We start from the raw sequence: 15,524 nt of genomic DNA on the forward strand, positions 1-15,524 counted from the left end.
GTCCCGCGCGAGTCCCGCTCGGGCGTGGGCACTTCGCCGCAGGGTGACACCGAACCCGCGGGCGGCTCCGCTAGGCCTTCGACTCCTCCCGCTCCTCCCCCAGGATCCGGTAGAGCGTCTTGCGGTCGATGCCCAGCACCTCCGCGGCGCGCGTCTTGTTCCCCCCCTGCTCGGCGAGCACCTGCGCGGCGTAGCGGCGCTCGAGCTCCGCGAGGGTGGGGCGCTCACCGGCGGCGACGGCCGGGATGGGCGCCGCGCCCGGCCCGCGGATCGACTCGGGGAGCGCGTCCGGCTCGATGACGCCGGTGGGGTTCAAGGCGAGGGCGCGCGCCACGACGTTCTCGAGCTCGCGGACGTTCCCCGGCCAGCGCCAGCCGACGAGCATCTCGCGCGCGGCGGGCGTGACCACCGCCTGCGGGTGCCCGTGCTTCGCGGCGAAGTGCTCGACGAGCAGCGGGATGTCCTCCCGCCGATCGCGGAGCGGCGGGATGCGGAGCGTCACCACGTTGAGGCGGTAGTAGAGGTCCTCGCGGAAGCGCCCGGCCTGCACCGCCGCCGCGAGGTCCTTGTTCGTCGCCGCGACGACGCGCACGTCCACCTGCACCGGCTCGTTCGCGCCCACCCGGCGGATCTCGCCCTCCTGGAGGGCGCGCAGGAGGCGCGCCTGCAGCGCGGGGCCGACGTCGCCGATCTCGTCCAGGAACAGCGTTCCGCCGTGGGCCTCCTCGAAGAGCCCGCGCCGGCTGGCCTGCGCGCCGGTGAACGCGCCGCGGGCGTGGCCGAAGAGCTCGGACTCGAGCACCCCCTCCGCGATCGCCCCGCAGTCCACCGGCACGAACGGCCCCGAGGCGCGCGGCGAGGCGGCGTGGATCGCGCGGGCGACGAGCTCCTTGCCGGTCCCGCTCTCGCCGAGGATGAGCACGGTGGCCGGGCTCGGCGCGACGCGCGCCGCGGTCTTGTAGACCTCCAGCATCGCCTCGCTCCGGCCCACGACGTCCTCGAGCCGGTAGCGCTCGCGGACCTGCCCTCGCAGCGCCCGGTTCTCGAGGACGAGCGCGCGCTGGCGGAGCGCCCGCTCGACCACCACGGCGATCGCGTCGACGTCGTAGGGCTTCGAGATGTAGTCGAACGCGCCGCGGCGGATCGCCTCCACGGCCCCCTCGACGTTGCCGAACGCGGTCACGAGCACGACCGGGGTGTCGGGGGCGGCCTCGCGCATGCGATCCGTGAGCTGCAGCCCGTCCACGTCCGCCATGCGGATGTCGGAGACGACGAGATCCACCGGCCCGCGCTCGAGCGCCGCGAGCGCGTCCTTGCCGTCCGGCAGCGCCAGCACGTCGTGGCCGCGCGCGACGAGGATCCGCGCGAGCAGCTCGCGGCTCGCGCGATCGTCATCGACGACCAGGATCCTGAAGCGCGCCATCGCCCCCCTCCTCCTCCGCCCCGTCCGCCGCCGGGGTCGGGATCCAAAGCGTGAACGTCGCGCCCGCGCCGGGCGTGCTCTCCACCTCGATGCGTCCGCGCAGGGCCGCCGCGATCTCGCGCGAGATGGCGAGCCCGAGGCCGGTGCCCTTGCCGGAGGGCTTCGTCGTGTAGAACGGCTCGAAGATCCGCTTGCGCTCCTCGGGGCGCAGCCCGGCCCCCGTGTCGCTCACCGAGAGCCCGAGGAGCCCGCCGCGCCGGGCGGCGCGCACCGCCAGCCGGCCGCCCCCCGGCATCGCCTCGACCGCATTCGACACGAGGTTCCCGAGCACGTGGCCGACCAGCGCGGGATCGAGGCGCACCTGGGCGAGATCGGGCGGCACCTCGCGCACGAGCTCGAGGCGCGCCCGGTCGGCCTCCGGCACGTTGAGGGTGAGCGCCTCGTGCACGAGCGCGGCGAGGTCCACCGGCGCCGCCTCGGGCCGCAGGCCGCGGGCCGAGTCGAGGAAGCGCCGGATGATGGCGGTCATCCGCCGCACCTCGCTCTCCACGACCTCGAGCCCGGCGCTGAGCTCGGGCGGGCACGCCGGATCGCGCGCGAGGAGCTGCACGTGGCCGCTGATCGTGTTGAGGGGGTTCCCGAGCTCGTGGGCGATGGTGCCGGAGAGCTGGCCGAGCGCCGCCAGCCGCTCCTTGGAGACGAGGTCCCGGCGCGCCTCGAACAGGAGCCGGTTCAGCTCGGCGAGCTCGCGGTTCTTGCGGGCGAGGTCGGCCGTCGCGTCGGCGACCATGGCGGCGAGGTCGTCGTTGAAGCGGCGCACCCGCTGCAGCATGGCGCGCAGGCCGCGGGCGAGCACGCCGATCTCGTCGGACCGCTCCGGGCCGGGCACCCCCTCCGCGTCGATGGCGCCCGACTGGACGCCCTCGATGGCGACCGCCAGCTGCGACAGCGGCCGCACGAGCATGTGACCGAGGAGGAACGTGAACAGCACGGCGAGGACCGCGGCCCCCACCCCGGCGACGAGGAAGAACTCGCGGCGCTCGGTGCTGGCGATCTCCTCGACCTCCGAGAGCGTCGTCTCGATCCGCAGCGCGCCGAAGGTGGTGCGCCCCTCGTGGAGGGGGAGGTCCACCCGCCAGCCGCGCGACTCGCCGTCGTCGACGAGCGACACCGTCGCCTCGACGGGGAACGCCCGCGCGGCGCGGGTCTCGGCCTCGATCTCGGCGCCCTCGAGCCCGAACGTCACGCGCGCGACGCGCACCTCGCCCTTGTGCCGGATGGCGAGCTCGGCGAAGCGCACGATGCGGCGCGGCCGGAGCTGCTCGGCCAGCGCGTCGGCGGCCTTCTCGATGTCGGTGCCGGGGGAGAGGTCCAGCTCCTCCGCGACCGCCTTCGCGAGGTCGACGCTGCGCTCGCGCAGCGTGGCCTCGATGGCGCGGGTCGCGACCCGCTCGCCGAGGTAGGACGCGACGCCGAGGGTGAGGACCAGCGTCGCGGCGAAGAGCAGGATGATGCGGGCACGGAGGGACATGATCGTTCCAGCTCACGCGCCCGGGGGACCCGGCACCGGCGGCGGGGGGTGAGCCGCCGGTGCCGGGAACCGTTCGGCTACTTCGACGCGGGCGCGGCCGGGGCGGCCTCGGTCTTCGCGGCCGCCTTCTTGGCGGTGTGCTTCTTCGCGGTGTGCTTCTTCTTCGCCGGCTTCGCGGCCGGCGTGGCCTCCGTCTTCGTCTCCGTCGCGGCGGCCGGGGCCTCCGGCTTCGTCTCCTGCGCGAACGCAGGGGCGGCGGAGGCGAAAACGGCGAGGGCCGCGAGGGTGCCGATCATCTTACGCATGTGAGTCTCCTCCGGGCGCCTGAAAGGATTGGGTTGGGCCCGGTGCGCGCGAAGGAGAGCACGGCGCGTGCCGGGCGGCGCGGCGCCCCGGTCGGACCGGATTCCGCGGTGTTGCGGCCCTCGAGGCAGCTCGGGCCGCCGCCGCGCGAGGAGATCCGGGACGGACGGCTCCGGGCGGCGGGGCGATTCTCCTCGAATTGACCCATCCGGATCCCGGCTGTAACTTCGTCGCCGCCTGCCCGGCCGGAGCTCGTCCGGGCGAGGCGCCCCTGGAGGTTCCATGCGTCGTCTGCTGGCGCCCATCGCCGTCGCCGCCGTCCTGTCGCTGCGCCCGGGCCTCGCCCTCGCGGGGGAGCCGCTCGATCTCGATCTCGCCCGGCTGGGCGCGCCGAGCGCCGACGTATGGAAGCGGCTCGCCAAGGTGCAGGACACCCCCTTCACGCTCTCCGACTCGGAGGCGGCGCTCCTCGCCAGCGAGGCCAAGACGCGCTTCGCCATCCTCTCCACCGAGACGGCGCTCGCGCTCTCGTCCGCGATCCTCACCCCCGCCTCCACGACCGGCTACGTCGGCTTCGACGTCGACCTCGAGGCGGCCTACGTCGCGGTGCACCCCGGGACCGTCGGCCGGACCTCGTTCGGCTCGCCGCCCGTGTTCGAGCCGCGCGGCCCGTGGCAGACCCGCTCGATGACGCCCCACGAGCTGTTCCTGCCCTCGGTGCACGTCCGTAAGTCGCTGCCGTTCAGCCTCGAGCTGGGCGGCCGGATGATCTACCTGTCGCAGTCCTCCTACTTCGGCGCGCAGGTCGAGGGGAAGTGGGCGCTCAACGAGGGCTTCCGCGTGCTGCCCGACCTCGCGGTGCGCGTCGCCCACACCCAGCTCTTCGGCCAGCGCGACTGGAACCTCGGCGCGACGGACCTCGACCTCATGGTGTCGAAGCGCTTCGGCGTGAACGGGGTCACGAGCTTCACGCCCTACCTCGCGGGGCGCTTCACCTACGTCGGCGCGTCCTCCGAGACGATGGACTTCGGCCCGCGCCGCGCCGGCGGGACGACCGCGACCGCGCCCGCCGACCTGCGCTCCACGCAGGCCGCGTTCCCGAAGCTGCGCGCCGGCTTCTACCGGACGACCGCGGGCGTGCGCTTCACCGCCCACGTCGTCTCGCTCGCGGGCGAGGTCACGTACTTCGGCGGCGCGACGAAGGACGGGAAGGCCAACCCCGCGGCGGACGAGTACCCGGACTACCGGCTCGCCTCCACGTGGGGCGGCGCGCTCAAGGCGGGCTGGGAGTTCTAGGGGCGAGCGCCGCGCGGATCCGCCCCGGCGCGTTCGTGATGATCGCCGCCGCGCCCAGCGCGGCGAGCCGGCGCGCCTCCTCGGGATCGTCCACCGTCCAGACGTTCACCGCGAGTCCGCGTTTCGCCCAGGCGCGCGCACGGGCGGGGGTGACGAGCTGGCGCTCGGGGTGGATCGCGGCGGGCCGCAAGAGCCGCGTCGCGAGCGCGGTCAGGACGCGGCGCGGACGCTCGGCCTCGACGAGCAGCCCCACCGGGAGCTCCGGCGCGGCGACGCGGAACGCCACCACGAGCCGGTAGTCGAACGACGACACGAGGACGCGGCCGCCGGCGCGCGCGCGGCGGAGGACCCCCGCGACCGCGGTGGCGAGCCCGAGGTCGGCGCGGCGGAGGCGCGACTTGAGCTCCACGTTCAGGACCGCGCCCGGCAGGGCCTCGAGCACCTCCTCGAGGCGCGGGATCCGTTCACCCCGGAAGCGGTCTCCGCGGAGCGCGCCGACGTCGAGCGCCCGCAGCGCCGCGAAGGGCGCGTCGGGGACGGAGAGGGCGACGCCGGTGAGGCGGGCCGCGTCCTCGTCGTGGAAGACGACCAGCTCCCCGGTGGCGCAGCGCCACACGTCCAGCTCGACCCCGTCCGCGCCCTGCTCGAGCGCGAGGCGGAAGGCGGAGAGCGTGTTCTCGGGCGCGTCGGCGCTCGCGCCGCGGTGCCCCAGGACGAGGGGCCGCCCCGCGACCCGCGGCGCATCGGTCATTGCTCCCGGCATGGGCGCGCTCCCCGCGCCTGGCATCGAGGGGGGCGCGCGGCTATTCTACCTCGCTCGCGGCAGCGGCCGCGCTGGATCCCGATGACCGAGCTCCTCCTCGTCCTGTTCGTCACCCTCCTCGTCTTCGGCGCGACGCGCATCCCCGCGCTCGGCGACGCGCTCGGCCGCGCCGTGCGCAACGCGCGCGCGGGCGCCTCCGGCGAGCCGCCGGCGCGCGGGCGGGAGGGTGACTCGCGGCACCCGAGGTGATCGCGAACCACGAGCCGTCGTCTAGAGCGGCCGCGCTTTCGGAGACGACCCGTCGCGGCGGCCCCGCTCCCGCCGGAGCTTCCGGGCGAGGGCGCGGACGAGCGGGTGGATCGCGAGATCCTCCGCCAGCGCGCGCAGGTCCGGCCCGGGGAGCGAAGGGACGAGCTTCAGCGCGAGCTCGGGCTCCGCGTACGGGTTCCGCGCCAGCGCGCGGGCGACCGCGGGCCGGCTGCACCAGCGCGACTCGAAGAGGCGGCGCAGGGTCTCGGGCCGGCACGGGCGGCGCGCCGCGATGCGGACGACGAACGGCTCCGTGAGCTGCGGGTTCCGCAGCAGCTCCTCGACGACGGCGGGATCGCCCTCCGCCGCCAGACGCGCGAGGAGATCGGGATCGCGGCGCCCGCGCGCGAACGCCTTCTTGTGACCCATCGACAGCCCCGCGAGCCGGGGATCCGGCCGGGCGCGCGCGGCGGGGAACGCGCGCAGCGGCGCGGGGGAGACGAGCAGGCTCGTGACCTCGTCGAGGCCGCGCTCGGTGGCGGCCGCGTAGAGCTCGGCGCGCCACGCGTAGGACAGCTCGGGATCGGGATCCGCGAGGGCCTGGCCGACCGCGGCGATGGCGACGCGAGACGCGGGGTCGGGCGCGCGGGCGAGCGCCGCGACGAGCACCGCCGCCGCGGCGGGCGCCTCGGCGCCGAGCGCGCGGCCCGCGGCGCGGGCGCGGATCTCTCCCTCCTCGAGCGCCCCGAGCCGCCGCGCGAGCCGCCGCGCCGCCAGGACCTCCGGCGCGGTCGCGCCCGTCACCTCCGGCGCGCCTCCTCCGGCGCGGCGGAGATGCGCAGCGCCGCCCCGGCGAGCTGCGGCGGGTACTCGTCGATCGCGACGAGGAAGGGCACCTCGTCCCCGGGCCGGATCTCGTCGGGCGCACGCCGGGCGGCGGCGCGGGACGCCCGGGCGAGCGCCTCCGGAGTGGCCGCGCGCCAGAGATCCTCCGGGCCCGGGACCGCCCCCGCGAGCGCCTCCCCGCGCGCGATCACCGTCCCCTCGCGCACCACCTCCACCGCGACCCGGACCGAGCGGACCCGCGCCGGCGCGTGCGAGACGATGGAGCCGCGGACGAACAGGATGGGGGCGGCGCGCTCCCTATCGTAGAGGCCGCTGCGGACGTCGGACGCGACGAACGGGCCCGCGGGCGTGCCGTGGCGGAGGGCGGCGGCGATGGCCGCCGGCCGGAACGCCGCGGCCTCGATGCGCCCGCCGCGCCACACGACGAGCATCGCGAGCGCGATGGCGAGCACGGCCACGAGCGCGACGGCGTTCACGGCGAGCGCGGTCAGCCGCGCGCCGCGCGCCGAGGAGCCTCGCCGCGCCGAGGCGGGCGGGGCCGTGAACGGCGCCGCGCGCACCGGCGCGTGCGGCTCCGGCACCTCGGCGACGGGGATGAAGTCTAGCGTCGTGGGGACGTGCGCCGGGATCGGCAGGGGCGGCGGGCGGAGCGGGGCGCGCGGAGCGGGCGCAGGCGTCGGCTCCGTGGCGAGGGCGAGCGCGGCGGAGGCGTGGTGCGCGGGTGCGAAGGACGGCTCGGGGTGCGAGGAGAGCTCGGACAGCTCGAGGCCCGGCGCACCGAAGGCGAACGCGGGCTCGGAGTCGAGCGCGAGACCCGGCCCGCCGAACGCCGGCTCCGAGCCGCCGAACGCGCCGCGCGAGCGGTCGCGGCCGCCGCCGGACGCACGGAACGCCGCCGGCGTCTCGCGATCCTCGAGCGTCAGATCGGGCCCGGAGGGCGGGGCCGCCTCGCCGGCGGGCTCGGGCGGCGGCTCGGCGGGAGCCGGCGCGGCGCCGAGCAGGTCGGCGAGGTCCGTGAGCGGCAGCCCGCGCGCGCGGCCCGAGGACTCCGCGGGACCGTCCGCCACCTCCGCGAGCGCCGCGCTGCCGGTCGCGGCCCAGGGGTCGGCCCCGAAGGAGGAGGCCTCTTCCTCGGGCGCGCCGGCGGCGTCGCCGGCGCCGGCGGCGAACGGATCGTCGCTCGCCGTCGAGGAGGCGAACGGATCCGCCGCCTGGAAGGGATCGGCCTCGGTCGCGTGCGGCTCGCGCGCGGCGGGCGCCGGGATGGTCCACGCGAAGGGGTCGGCCTCCGGCCCGGCGGGCGCCGCGGGGGCGAACGGATCGAACGAAGGGGCAGCGAAGGTGTCCGGGCGAGCGAACGACGGCTCCGGCGGCGGGGGGAACGCGAAGGGATCGCCGGACGCCGGTGCGGAGGAGCGCGCGGGCGGCTCGAGCTCGACGTCGAGCGCCGGCGCGCGCGGCGCCGGGGCGGGCACCGCGGCGGGCGGCGTCCCGCCGTGCTCACGCTGCACGGCGAAGACCGTCTTGCACTGCGAGCAGCGCACCTTGGCGCCGCGCGGGCCGATCTTCTCGTCCGCGACGCGGAACCTCGCTTGACAGCTGGTGCAGAGGACGATCATGCGGCCCCACTCGGGATCCGCAGATTACACCGCTGCGGCGCTTGACACAAAGCGTCCGCCCCAGAACAATCCTTTGAGTTCGCGCACTTACTCACCTCGGACGGCCCCCATGAACGAAGAACGCCCCGCAGCCAGCGAGCCCTCCGCGGGTGGGCGCGAGCCCAAGGTCATCAAGCGCTACACCAACCGTAAGCTCTACGACACGGTCGAGTCGCGCTACGTGACCCTCGACGAGATCGCCCAGATGATCAAGGCGGGCGCCGAGGTGAAGATCATCGACAACCGGACGAAGGAGGATCTCACGTCCGTCACGCTCGCGCAGATCATCTTCGAGGAGGAGAAGAAGACCTCGAAGATGAGCCTCGACACGCTGCGCGATCTGATCCGCCACGGCGGCGAGGTGGCGCAGCGGCTCGTCGAGGGGACGCAGGCCGAGCTGCGCGGCCGCGTCGAGGCGGTCCGCGCCGCCGCCGAGCAGCGGGTGCAGACCCTGCTCGTGAAGGGTCAGCAGACGAGCGATCGCGCCCGGGAGATGGTGCAGTCGTCGCAGGAGACGATGACCGCGTTCCAGAAGCGGGTCGACGAGCGGGTGCGCACCGCGGTCGAGCAGATGTCCACCGTCTCGGACGCGCGGAAGCAGCTCGACGACATCTCGCGGCGGATCGAGGCGCTCGAGAAGCGGCTCGACGACCTCGCCCCGAAGCCGTAGCGCTCAGGCCGCGGGCGCGCGCGCCAGGATCTCGTCGGCGATCGCGGCGAGGGCCCGCGCGCCCGACGAGCGCGGCGCGTACTCGAAGATCGTGCGCCCGTGGCTCTGGGCCTCGTCGATCTTGACGGACCAGCCGAGCACGTGGGCGGACAGCTCCGCCGGGAAGCGCGCGCGGAGCCGCGCGACGATCTCGTCCGCGAGCTGCGTCTTCCGGTAGAGCGTCGGGACGACCAGGGTGAGCGCGGGCGCCCTGCCGCGCGCCGCGCGCATCGCGTCGAGGCTCTGCACCATCTCCGCGCAGCCGTCGAGCGCCAGGTACGTGAGCGCGACCGGGATGACGATCTCGCTCGCCGCGACGAGCACGTTCTCGGTGACGAGCGACACCGAGGGCGGCGCGTCGATGAGCACCGCGTCGTAGCGGCCCGCCGGGATCGCGTCGAGGCGCCGGGCGAGCCGCTCGGCCCGATCGGGCGACGACGCCACCGCGACCGGGAACGCGGCGAGCTCCTTGTTCGCGGGCAGGAGCTCGAGCCCCTGGATGGGCGTCCGGACGGCGATCGCGTCCATGGGCCGATCGCCCGCGAGGAGGTCGTGGATGGTGGGGGAGAGCCCGCGCACGTCGACGCCCAGCGACTTGCCGGCGTGGCCCTGCGTGTCGAGGTCCGCGACCAGGACGCGCAGCCCGCGCGCGGCGAGGTGCGCCGCCACGTTCACGCAGAGCGTGGTCTTGCAGGTGCCGCCCTTCTCGTTGACGAAGGCGATCCGCCGCATGCTACTCGCGGCCGTCGTCGTCCGCGCCGCGCTCCACCTTGGCGGCGAGGCCGTCGATCATCGACTCGAGCTCGGACAGCTTCTGCTTGAGCGAGGCGACCTCGTCCTTGGAGGGCAGGTTCGCCGCGTGCAGCGCCTGGCGCACGCCCTTGTCGAAGGTCTCCTTGGCCTGCACCGCGGAGGAGAAGAGGGTCTGCAGCCCGGTGGTCACGCGCTCGCTCGCGAGGAGCTTGCCGACGAAACGCCCCATCCTTTCCTCGCTCGCCTCCAGGGCGCGCTTCAGCATGGGGTTCCTGAGCATCTCGTCGAACGGCATGTTGGACTTGTCACCCTCCCCTCGCTAGCTTGTCAAGCCTCGTGCCCACCCCGACCCTTCTCGATCGGAGGCTCGTCGTGGTGACGGGCAAGGGCGGCGTGGGGAAGTCGACCGTGTCGGCCGCCCTCGCCGTGCTCGCCGCGCGCGCCGGGAAGCGCGTGCTCGTCTGCGAGGTGAACGCGCGCGAGCGCATCGCGCCGCTCCTCGGCGCGCCGCCGGCCGGGGCGCAGATCCGCGAGGCGCGCCCGGGCCTCTTCACCTTGAACGTCACCCCGCCCGACGCGATGCGCGAGTACGGGATAATGGTCCTCAAGTTCCGGACCATCTACGACGCCGTCTTCGAGAACCGGCTGGTGCGGCACTTCCTCCGGGTGATCCCCTCGCTCGCCGAGCTGGTCATGCTCGGCAAGATCCTCTTCGAGGCGAAGTCCGAGGAGCGCGGCCGGCCGCGCTGGGACGTCGTCATCGTGGACGCGCCCGCGACGGGCCACGCGGTCCAGCTCCTGCGGGTGCCCTCGGCGCTCCTCGACACGGTGCCCGCGGGGCCGCTGCGCGGCGACGCGGAGTGGATGCAGGCCCTGCTGCTCGACCCGGCCCGGACGGCGCTCGCGATCGTCACGCTGCCCGAGGAGATGCCGGTGAACGAGGCGATCGACCTCGACGCCCAGGTGCGCAGCGAGCTCGGCGTCCCGCGCGCCGCCCTGTTCGTGAACGCGATGCCCGAGGCGCGCTTCACGCACGAGGAGGAGGCGCGCCTCGAGTCGCTCGCGGGTGAGCCGCCCCCCCTCGGGCCCGCCGCCGCCGCCGCCCGCCTGCAGGCGCTCCGCGCCGAGCAGGCGCAGCGCTACCTCGCGCGCGCGCGCGCCGCCCTCGACCTCCCCACCACGGTGCTCCCGCTGCTGCCCGTCGCGGAGTGGGGCGCGGCGGCCGTCGAGCGGATCGCCGACGCGATCGCGGCCGCGCCGCCGGAGCCGGCGCCGTGACGCCCGTGCGCGACACGACGGCGGGCCGGCGCATCGTGGTGTGCGTGGGCTCGGGGGGCGTGGGGAAGACCACCGTCGCGGCGGCGATCGCGCTCGACCGCGCGCTCGCCGGCGGGCGCGTGCTCGTCTGCACCATCGATCCCGCGCGCCGCCTCGCGAACGCGCTCGGCCTCACGTCGCTCGGGAACGTCGAGTCGCGCGTCCCCGATCACAAGTTCGCGGAGGCGGGGCTCCGGGCGAAGGGCGAGCTCCACGCCATGATGCTCGACGTGAAGCGCACGTGGGACGACCTCGTCGCGCGCCACGCGCCGGATCCCGCCCGCCGCGAGCGGATCCTGAAGAACCGGCTCTACCAGCAGATGTCCTCCGCGCTCGCCGGCTCGCAGGAGTACATGGCGATGGAGAAGCTGTACGAGCTCGCCACCGACCGCGACTACGACCTCATCGTCCTCGACACGCCGCCGACCGCCCACGCGCTCGACTTCCTCGACGCGCCGGATCGGATCCTCGACTTCCTCGGCAACGACGCGGCGCGCGTGCTGCTCGCGCCGGCGATCGGCGCCGGCAAGCTCGGGCTCCGGCTCGCGCAGCTCGGCGGCGGCTACGTCGCGAAGACGCTCGCGCGCTTCACCGGGCAGGCCGCGCTGTCCGACCTCGGCGACTTCCTGCAGGGCTTCCAGGGCATGTACGAGGGTTTCAAGGACCGCGCCGGCGCCGTGCGGGCCCTGCTCTCGCGCCCGGAGGTCGGCTTCGTGCTCGTCACCTCGCCGAGCCCGATCTCGATCGACGAGGCGATGGCGTTCCACGAGCGGCTCCACGCCGAGTCGATGCCGGTCGCCGGGCTGGTGGCGAACCGGGTCACCCCGGATCTGTGGCCGGGCGCGGCGCCCCTGCCCTCCCCGGAGGACCTCGCGTCGCCGCTCGGCGAGCGCGGGGGAAACGACCGCGGGTTCGCGCGCCGCCTCGCGGAGACGCTCGCCGAGCACCAGATGCTCGCGGCGGCGGAGCGCCGGGCGCTCGAGCGGCTGTTCGAGGCGGTGTCGGCCCCGTACGCGGTGGTCCCGCGCCTGGAGAGCGACGTCCACGACCTGCGCGGTCTCGCCAGGCTCGCCGAGCGGCTCTGAACGGGGACTGCGCCCCGCCCCGCCGACGGCTGACCGCCGTCGCCCGGGACCCCATCCCTGCTCGCCGGGTCCCGTGCGCCGCCGGGAGCGGCGTCCGTCCCGGCGGCCTCGCTCCGCTCGCGCGTTGTCGAATCCCGCGCGGCCGTTTAGCTTCCCGAGGCCATGCTCCTCCCTCCGCTCGAGATCAAGACCCGCGCCTCGAACGAGCTCGTCGACGTCACCGCGGAGGTGCGGGCGGCGCTCCACCGGAGCGGAGTCGAGAGCGGGGTCCTCGTCGCGTTCGTCCCCCACACCACCGCAGGGATCACCATCCAGGAGAACGCGGATCCGGACGTGCGCACGGACCTCCTCCTCGCGCTCGCGAACGCCGTCCCCGAGCGCCCGCCCGGCGGCGCGTACCGGCACGCGGAGGGGAACAGCGACGCGCACGTGAAGGCGTCGCTGGTCGGCAGCTCCGCCACGATCGTCGTCGAGCGCGGGGAGCTCGTGCTCGGCACCTGGCAGGGCGTCTACCTGTGCGAGTTCGACGGGCCACGAACGCGGAAGATGCTCCTCTCGGTCCTCGCGGGTTAGGCTCCTCCCACGATGCGCCGCGCCCTCCTCGTCTCCGCCACGCTCCTCCTCGCCTGCGCCACCGCCCGCCGCCCGCCCGGAGACCCGGGCGTGACGTTCGCTCCCGAGGCCCCCGCCCGCACCGCCCTCGACGCGGAGCTCGCCGGCAAGAACGACGAGGAGCTCCTCGCGATCGGCAACGCCGCCGCTGGCGCAGCCAGCCCGGGCGACGACGCGCGCGCCGCCGCCGCCTTCGCGGCGCTCGCCGACCGGTACCCGCGCTCGCCGCACCTCGCGGAGGCGCTCCTCGGAGCGGGCGCCGCCTACGCGCGGCAGGCGGAGTGGCGGCTCGCGCTCGAGCGGTTCCGCGCGCTCGAGGCGCGCGGCGGACCCGAGGGGCTCGAGGGGGCATTCCGCGCGGCGGAGGCGCACTACCAGCTCGACGACCTCCCCGAGGCACGGGCCGCGCTCGAGCGGATCCTCGCGCGCCCGGAGCTGCCCGCGGCCGCGCGCGTCCGGGCCCTCGCCGAGCGCGGCGTCGTCGAGATGGACGGCGGCGAGCCGGCGCGGTCGGAGGCCACGCTGCGGGAGGCGCTCGCGGCGTATGCGGCGGCGAGCGCGACGGAGCGGCTCGCGCCGGCGGCCGCCGCCCAGGCCCGCTTCTACCTCGGCGAGCTCCGGCGCGCGGCGCTCCTCGCCGCCCCGCTCGATCCGACGCAGGGCGACGACGGCGCCCTCGCCGCCGAGCTCGAGCGCAAGTCGCAGCTGCTCCTGTCCGCCCAGGAGGAGTACCTCGCGGCCATCCGGCTCGGCGACGAGCGGTGGGCGGTGGCCGCGGGATACCGGGTCGGCGAGCTGTACGACGCGCTGCGCGAGCAGCTCCTCGAGGCGCCGCTTCCGCCCGGGCTCCACGACGAGCAGGCGGCGAGCTACCGCGCGGAGCTCCGCCGCGAGGTCCGCGTGCTCGCCGCCAAGGCGATGACCGCGTACGAGGAGACGCTCGCGCTCGCCCGCCGCGTGCGCGTCGAGGACGTGCGGTTCCTCTCGGACGCGGAGTCGTCGCTCGGGCGGCTGCGCGCCACGCTCGCCGCCGAGTAGCGCGGCGCGCCCTCGCGTCAGGGACCGCGCGGCGGCTCGCGGTACATGGCGTCGAGCTCGGCGCGGTAGCGCTGCTCGACCAGCTTTCGCTTCAGCTTCTGGGAGGCGGTGACCTCCCCCGCGGCCTCGCTGAAGTCGCGCGGCAGGATCGTGAAGCGCTTGACGGTCGCGAAGCGCGGCAGCCCCGCGTTGAGCTGATCGACCGCGCGCTGGACGAGCGCCCTCACCTCGGGGGCGCGCGCGAGCGCGTCGGGAGAGAGGTTCCCCAGGCCGTGCTGCCCGGCCCAGCGGGCGGCCGCCTCCGGCTCGAGCGTCACGAGGGCGGTGACGTAGTTGCGGCGATCGCCGTGGACCAGCACCTGGGCCAGCACCGGGGAGAGCACCTTGAGGCGCCCCTCGAGCTCGGTCGGCGCCACGTACTTGCCCCCCGAGGTCTTGATGAGGTCCTTCTTGCGATCGGTGATGGCGAGGAAGCCGTCCGCGTCGAGGTGGCCGACGTCGCCGGTGTGCAGGAAGCCCTCCGCGTCGAGCGCCTCCGCCGTCAGCTCCGGCAGCCCGCGGTAGCCGCGCATGATCCAGGGGCCGCGCATCAGGATCTCGCCGTCCTCGGCGATCTTCACCTCGATGCCGGGCAGCGCCGGGCCCACGGTCCCGAGCCGCCGCGCGCCGGGCAGGTTCACGTGCGTCGCGGCGGACGACTCGGTGAGGCCGTAGCCCTCCAGGATCACGACCCCCATGGCGTCGAAGAACTCGGCGACGTCCTTGGACAGCGGCGCGGAGCCCGACACGAAGAACCGGAGCCGCCCGCCGAACAGCGCGCGGACCTTCTGGAACACGAGCCGGTCCGCGGCCGCGAACTGGGCGGCGAGCACGGCCGACGGCTGCTTCCCCGCCCGCAGCGCGCGCGAGCGCGCGAGGCCCACGTCGAGCGCCCAGCGGAAGATGGCCGCCTTCACGGCGCCGCCCTCGCGAGCGTTCTGGAGCACCTTGGCGTGGACCTTCTCGAAGATGCGGGGCACCGCGCAGACGAAGGTCGGCCGGATGACGCTCAGGTTCTCGACGATCCGCTCGATGCGCCCGTCGATGGCGGTCGGGAACCCGATGCGCAGCTGCGCCGTCCCGATCATCTTCCCGAAGACGTGCGCGAGCGGGAGCCAGAAGAACTGCAGCGGGTCGGGGTGGCCGAGGATGCCGGTGTCCTGGACCGCCTTCGACTGGGTGATCCAGCAGGCGTGCGTCAGCTCGACGCCCTTCGGCTGGCCCGTCGTGCCCGAGGTGTAGATGAGCGTCGCGAGCGCGTCGCCGCGCAGGGCGGCCGCGCGCTCCTCGAACTCGCCCGGATGCGCGGCGTCGTGGGCGCGCCCCCGCTCCTCGAGCTGTGCCAGCGTGATCACCCAGCCGTCAGCGCTGGGCGGGCCGTCGAAGGTCACCACGTGGCGGAGCGCCGGCAGCTCGGCGCGGCGGGAGGCGAGCTTGGCGATCTGCTCGCCGTTCTCCGCGAACGCGACCACCGAGCCCGAGTCGGCGAGGATGAACGCGCTCTCCTCGGGCGTCGACGAGGGGTAGATCGTGCTCGTCGCCGCGCCCGCGCAGAGCACGCCGAGGTCGGAGAGGACCCACTCGATGCGCGTGGACGACAGGATGGCGCAGACCTGCTCGTTCTCGACGCCGAGCGCGCGCAGCCCGCTCGAGATCGCGCGCACTCGCGCCTCGGTGTCCGCCCAGGTGAGGCTCTTCCACCCTCCGTCCACGGGGTAGCGGAACGCCTCCGCGGCCGGCGTCTTGCCGACGCGCTCCAGGAACAGCTCCGGGACGTTGCGAGGGGAGAGTTCGGCCAAGGGTCGGGTCTCCATGGTGAAAAGGGGGCTGGACTGTACCCCCGAGGCTGGGGAGACGCGACCGCGTCAGCAAGCGCGCAAGGCGGGGACGCGGCTTGACGCC

16 protein-coding genes are annotated in these 15,524 nt (G+C 75.3%); 7 read left to right on the top strand and 9 right to left on the bottom strand.

Annotation, left to right across the window (positions count from 1 at the left end):
• Positions 1–70 precede the first annotated feature (70 nt).
• From MLV88_RS09160 to MLV88_RS09170, 3 genes are all read right to left on the bottom strand, one after another.
• On the bottom strand, positions 71–1,423 hold the full coding sequence (locus MLV88_RS09160; RefSeq protein ID WP_242356303.1) for a sigma-54-dependent transcriptional regulator: 1,353 nt from the start codon (positions 1,421–1,423) through the stop codon (positions 71–73).
• Positions 1,392–2,954, bottom strand: coding sequence for a sensor histidine kinase (locus tag MLV88_RS09165; RefSeq protein ID WP_242361518.1), 1,563 nt, complete (start codon positions 2,952–2,954; stop codon positions 1,392–1,394). The genes MLV88_RS09160 and MLV88_RS09165 overlap by 32 nt, the downstream gene beginning before the upstream one ends.
• 77 nt (positions 2,955–3,031) lie before the next feature.
• Positions 3,032–3,259 carry a hypothetical protein gene (locus tag MLV88_RS09170; RefSeq protein ID WP_242340355.1) on the bottom strand — a complete coding sequence of 76 codons (228 nt, stop codon included), beginning with the start codon at positions 3,257–3,259 and terminating at the stop codon, positions 3,032–3,034.
• Between the two features lie 280 nt (positions 3,260–3,539).
• Here MLV88_RS09170 and MLV88_RS09175 point away from each other — a divergent pair, with 280 nt between their 5' ends.
• Complete coding sequence (locus MLV88_RS09175) at positions 3,540–4,553, top strand: hypothetical protein (protein WP_243337329.1); 1,014 nt, start codon at positions 3,540–3,542, stop codon at positions 4,551–4,553.
• Here the strand turns inward: MLV88_RS09175 and MLV88_RS09180 are convergent.
• Complete coding sequence (locus MLV88_RS09180; RefSeq protein ID WP_242356302.1) at positions 4,531–5,304, bottom strand: glycerophosphodiester phosphodiesterase; 774 nt, start codon at positions 5,302–5,304, stop codon at positions 4,531–4,533. The genes MLV88_RS09175 and MLV88_RS09180 overlap by 23 nt on opposite strands.
• Before the next feature lie 93 nt (positions 5,305–5,397).
• On the opposite strand from MLV88_RS09180, the gene MLV88_RS09185 reads away from it, so the two are divergent.
• Entirely contained in the window at positions 5,398–5,565 is a 168-nt protein-coding gene (locus MLV88_RS09185; protein WP_242340352.1) for a twin-arginine translocase TatA/TatE family subunit, read from the top strand.
• A gap of 21 nt (positions 5,566–5,586) precedes the next feature.
• Here MLV88_RS09185 and MLV88_RS09190 read toward each other — a convergent pair whose 3' ends face one another.
• Both MLV88_RS09190 and MLV88_RS09195 read right to left on the bottom strand, forming a co-directional pair.
• A complete protein-coding gene (locus tag MLV88_RS09190; protein ID WP_243337330.1) occupies positions 5,587–6,369 on the bottom strand; it encodes a hypothetical protein in 783 nt (260 codons plus the stop codon).
• Positions 6,366–8,030 (bottom strand): zinc-ribbon domain-containing protein, encoded by a 1,665-nt coding sequence (locus tag MLV88_RS09195; RefSeq protein ID WP_242360876.1) that lies wholly within the window; start codon positions 8,028–8,030, stop codon positions 6,366–6,368. Before MLV88_RS09195 ends, MLV88_RS09190 begins: the two co-directional genes overlap by 4 nt.
• A 109-nt stretch (positions 8,031–8,139) precedes the next feature.
• Here MLV88_RS09195 and MLV88_RS09200 point away from each other — a divergent pair, with 109 nt between their 5' ends.
• Positions 8,140–8,739 carry a polyhydroxyalkanoate synthesis regulator DNA-binding domain-containing protein gene (locus MLV88_RS09200; RefSeq protein WP_242338792.1) on the top strand — a complete coding sequence of 200 codons (600 nt, stop codon included), beginning with the start codon at positions 8,140–8,142 and terminating at the stop codon, positions 8,737–8,739.
• 3 nt (positions 8,740–8,742) lie between these two features.
• On the opposite strand, the gene MLV88_RS09205 is transcribed toward MLV88_RS09200, so the two are convergent.
• Both MLV88_RS09205 and MLV88_RS09210 read right to left on the bottom strand, forming a co-directional pair.
• Positions 8,743–9,510, bottom strand: a complete 768-nt coding sequence (locus MLV88_RS09205) for a ParA family protein (protein WP_243337332.1) — start codon at positions 9,508–9,510, stop codon at positions 8,743–8,745.
• Position 9,511: 1 nt separating this feature from the next.
• Positions 9,512–9,826: a hypothetical protein gene (locus MLV88_RS09210; RefSeq protein WP_242338789.1), complete on the bottom strand. Its 315-nt coding sequence runs from the start codon at positions 9,824–9,826 to the stop codon at positions 9,512–9,514.
• Positions 9,827–9,867: 41 nt separating this feature from the next.
• Here MLV88_RS09210 and MLV88_RS09215 point away from each other — a divergent pair, with 41 nt between their 5' ends.
• From MLV88_RS09215 to MLV88_RS09230, 4 genes are all read left to right on the top strand, one after another.
• Entirely contained in the window at positions 9,868–10,809 is a 942-nt protein-coding gene (locus MLV88_RS09215; RefSeq protein WP_242338787.1) for an ArsA-related P-loop ATPase, read from the top strand.
• Positions 10,806–11,933, top strand: coding sequence for an ArsA family ATPase (locus MLV88_RS09220; protein WP_242338785.1), 1,128 nt, complete (start codon positions 10,806–10,808; stop codon positions 11,931–11,933). The genes MLV88_RS09215 and MLV88_RS09220 overlap by 4 nt, the downstream gene beginning before the upstream one ends.
• A 162-nt stretch (positions 11,934–12,095) precedes the next feature.
• On the top strand, positions 12,096–12,506 hold the full coding sequence (locus MLV88_RS09225) for a secondary thiamine-phosphate synthase enzyme YjbQ (RefSeq protein ID WP_242338783.1): 411 nt from the start codon (positions 12,096–12,098) through the stop codon (positions 12,504–12,506).
• A gap of 12 nt (positions 12,507–12,518) precedes the next feature.
• On the top strand, positions 12,519–13,583 hold the full coding sequence (locus MLV88_RS09230; protein ID WP_242338781.1) for a hypothetical protein: 1,065 nt from the start codon (positions 12,519–12,521) through the stop codon (positions 13,581–13,583).
• A gap of 17 nt (positions 13,584–13,600) precedes the next feature.
• On the opposite strand, the gene MLV88_RS09235 is transcribed toward MLV88_RS09230, so the two are convergent.
• Positions 13,601–15,421: an AMP-dependent synthetase/ligase gene (locus tag MLV88_RS09235; protein WP_242355480.1), complete on the bottom strand. Its 1,821-nt coding sequence runs from the start codon at positions 15,419–15,421 to the stop codon at positions 13,601–13,603.
• Between the last annotated feature and the right edge of the window lie 103 nt (positions 15,422–15,524).

The sequence above is a fragment of the Anaeromyxobacter soli genome (assembly GCF_022808855.1).
In the GTDB taxonomy this organism is placed as follows: Bacteria; Myxococcota; Myxococcia; order Myxococcales; family Anaeromyxobacteraceae; genus Anaeromyxobacter; species Anaeromyxobacter soli.

What these genes read in the sequence shown, in the direction of transcription:
- MLV88_RS09160 (WP_242356303.1), bottom strand. Translation starts at nt 1,423, where the DNA reads ATGGCGCGCTTCAGGATCCTGGTCGTCGATGACGATCGCGCGAGCCGC.
- MLV88_RS09165 (WP_242361518.1), bottom strand. Translation starts at nt 2,954, where the DNA reads ATGTCCCTCCGTGCCCGCATCATCCTGCTCTTCGCCGCGACGCTGGTC.
- MLV88_RS09170 (WP_242340355.1), bottom strand. Translation starts at nt 3,259, where the DNA reads ATGCGTAAGATGATCGGCACCCTCGCGGCCCTCGCCGTTTTCGCCTCC.
- MLV88_RS09175 (WP_243337329.1), top strand. Translation starts at nt 3,540, where the DNA reads ATGCGTCGTCTGCTGGCGCCCATCGCCGTCGCCGCCGTCCTGTCGCTG.
- MLV88_RS09180 (WP_242356302.1), bottom strand. Translation starts at nt 5,304, where the DNA reads ATGACCGATGCGCCGCGGGTCGCGGGGCGGCCCCTCGTCCTGGGGCAC.
- MLV88_RS09185 (WP_242340352.1), top strand. Translation starts at nt 5,398, where the DNA reads ATGACCGAGCTCCTCCTCGTCCTGTTCGTCACCCTCCTCGTCTTCGGC.
- MLV88_RS09195 (WP_242360876.1), bottom strand. Translation starts at nt 8,030, where the DNA reads ATGATCGTCCTCTGCACCAGCTGTCAAGCGAGGTTCCGCGTCGCGGAC.
- MLV88_RS09200 (WP_242338792.1), top strand. Translation starts at nt 8,140, where the DNA reads ATGAACGAAGAACGCCCCGCAGCCAGCGAGCCCTCCGCGGGTGGGCGC.
- MLV88_RS09205 (WP_243337332.1), bottom strand. Translation starts at nt 9,510, where the DNA reads ATGCGGCGGATCGCCTTCGTCAACGAGAAGGGCGGCACCTGCAAGACC.
- MLV88_RS09210 (WP_242338789.1), bottom strand. Translation starts at nt 9,826, where the DNA reads ATGCCGTTCGACGAGATGCTCAGGAACCCCATGCTGAAGCGCGCCCTG.
- MLV88_RS09225 (WP_242338783.1), top strand. Translation starts at nt 12,096, where the DNA reads ATGCTCCTCCCTCCGCTCGAGATCAAGACCCGCGCCTCGAACGAGCTC.
- MLV88_RS09230 (WP_242338781.1), top strand. Translation starts at nt 12,519, where the DNA reads ATGCGCCGCGCCCTCCTCGTCTCCGCCACGCTCCTCCTCGCCTGCGCC.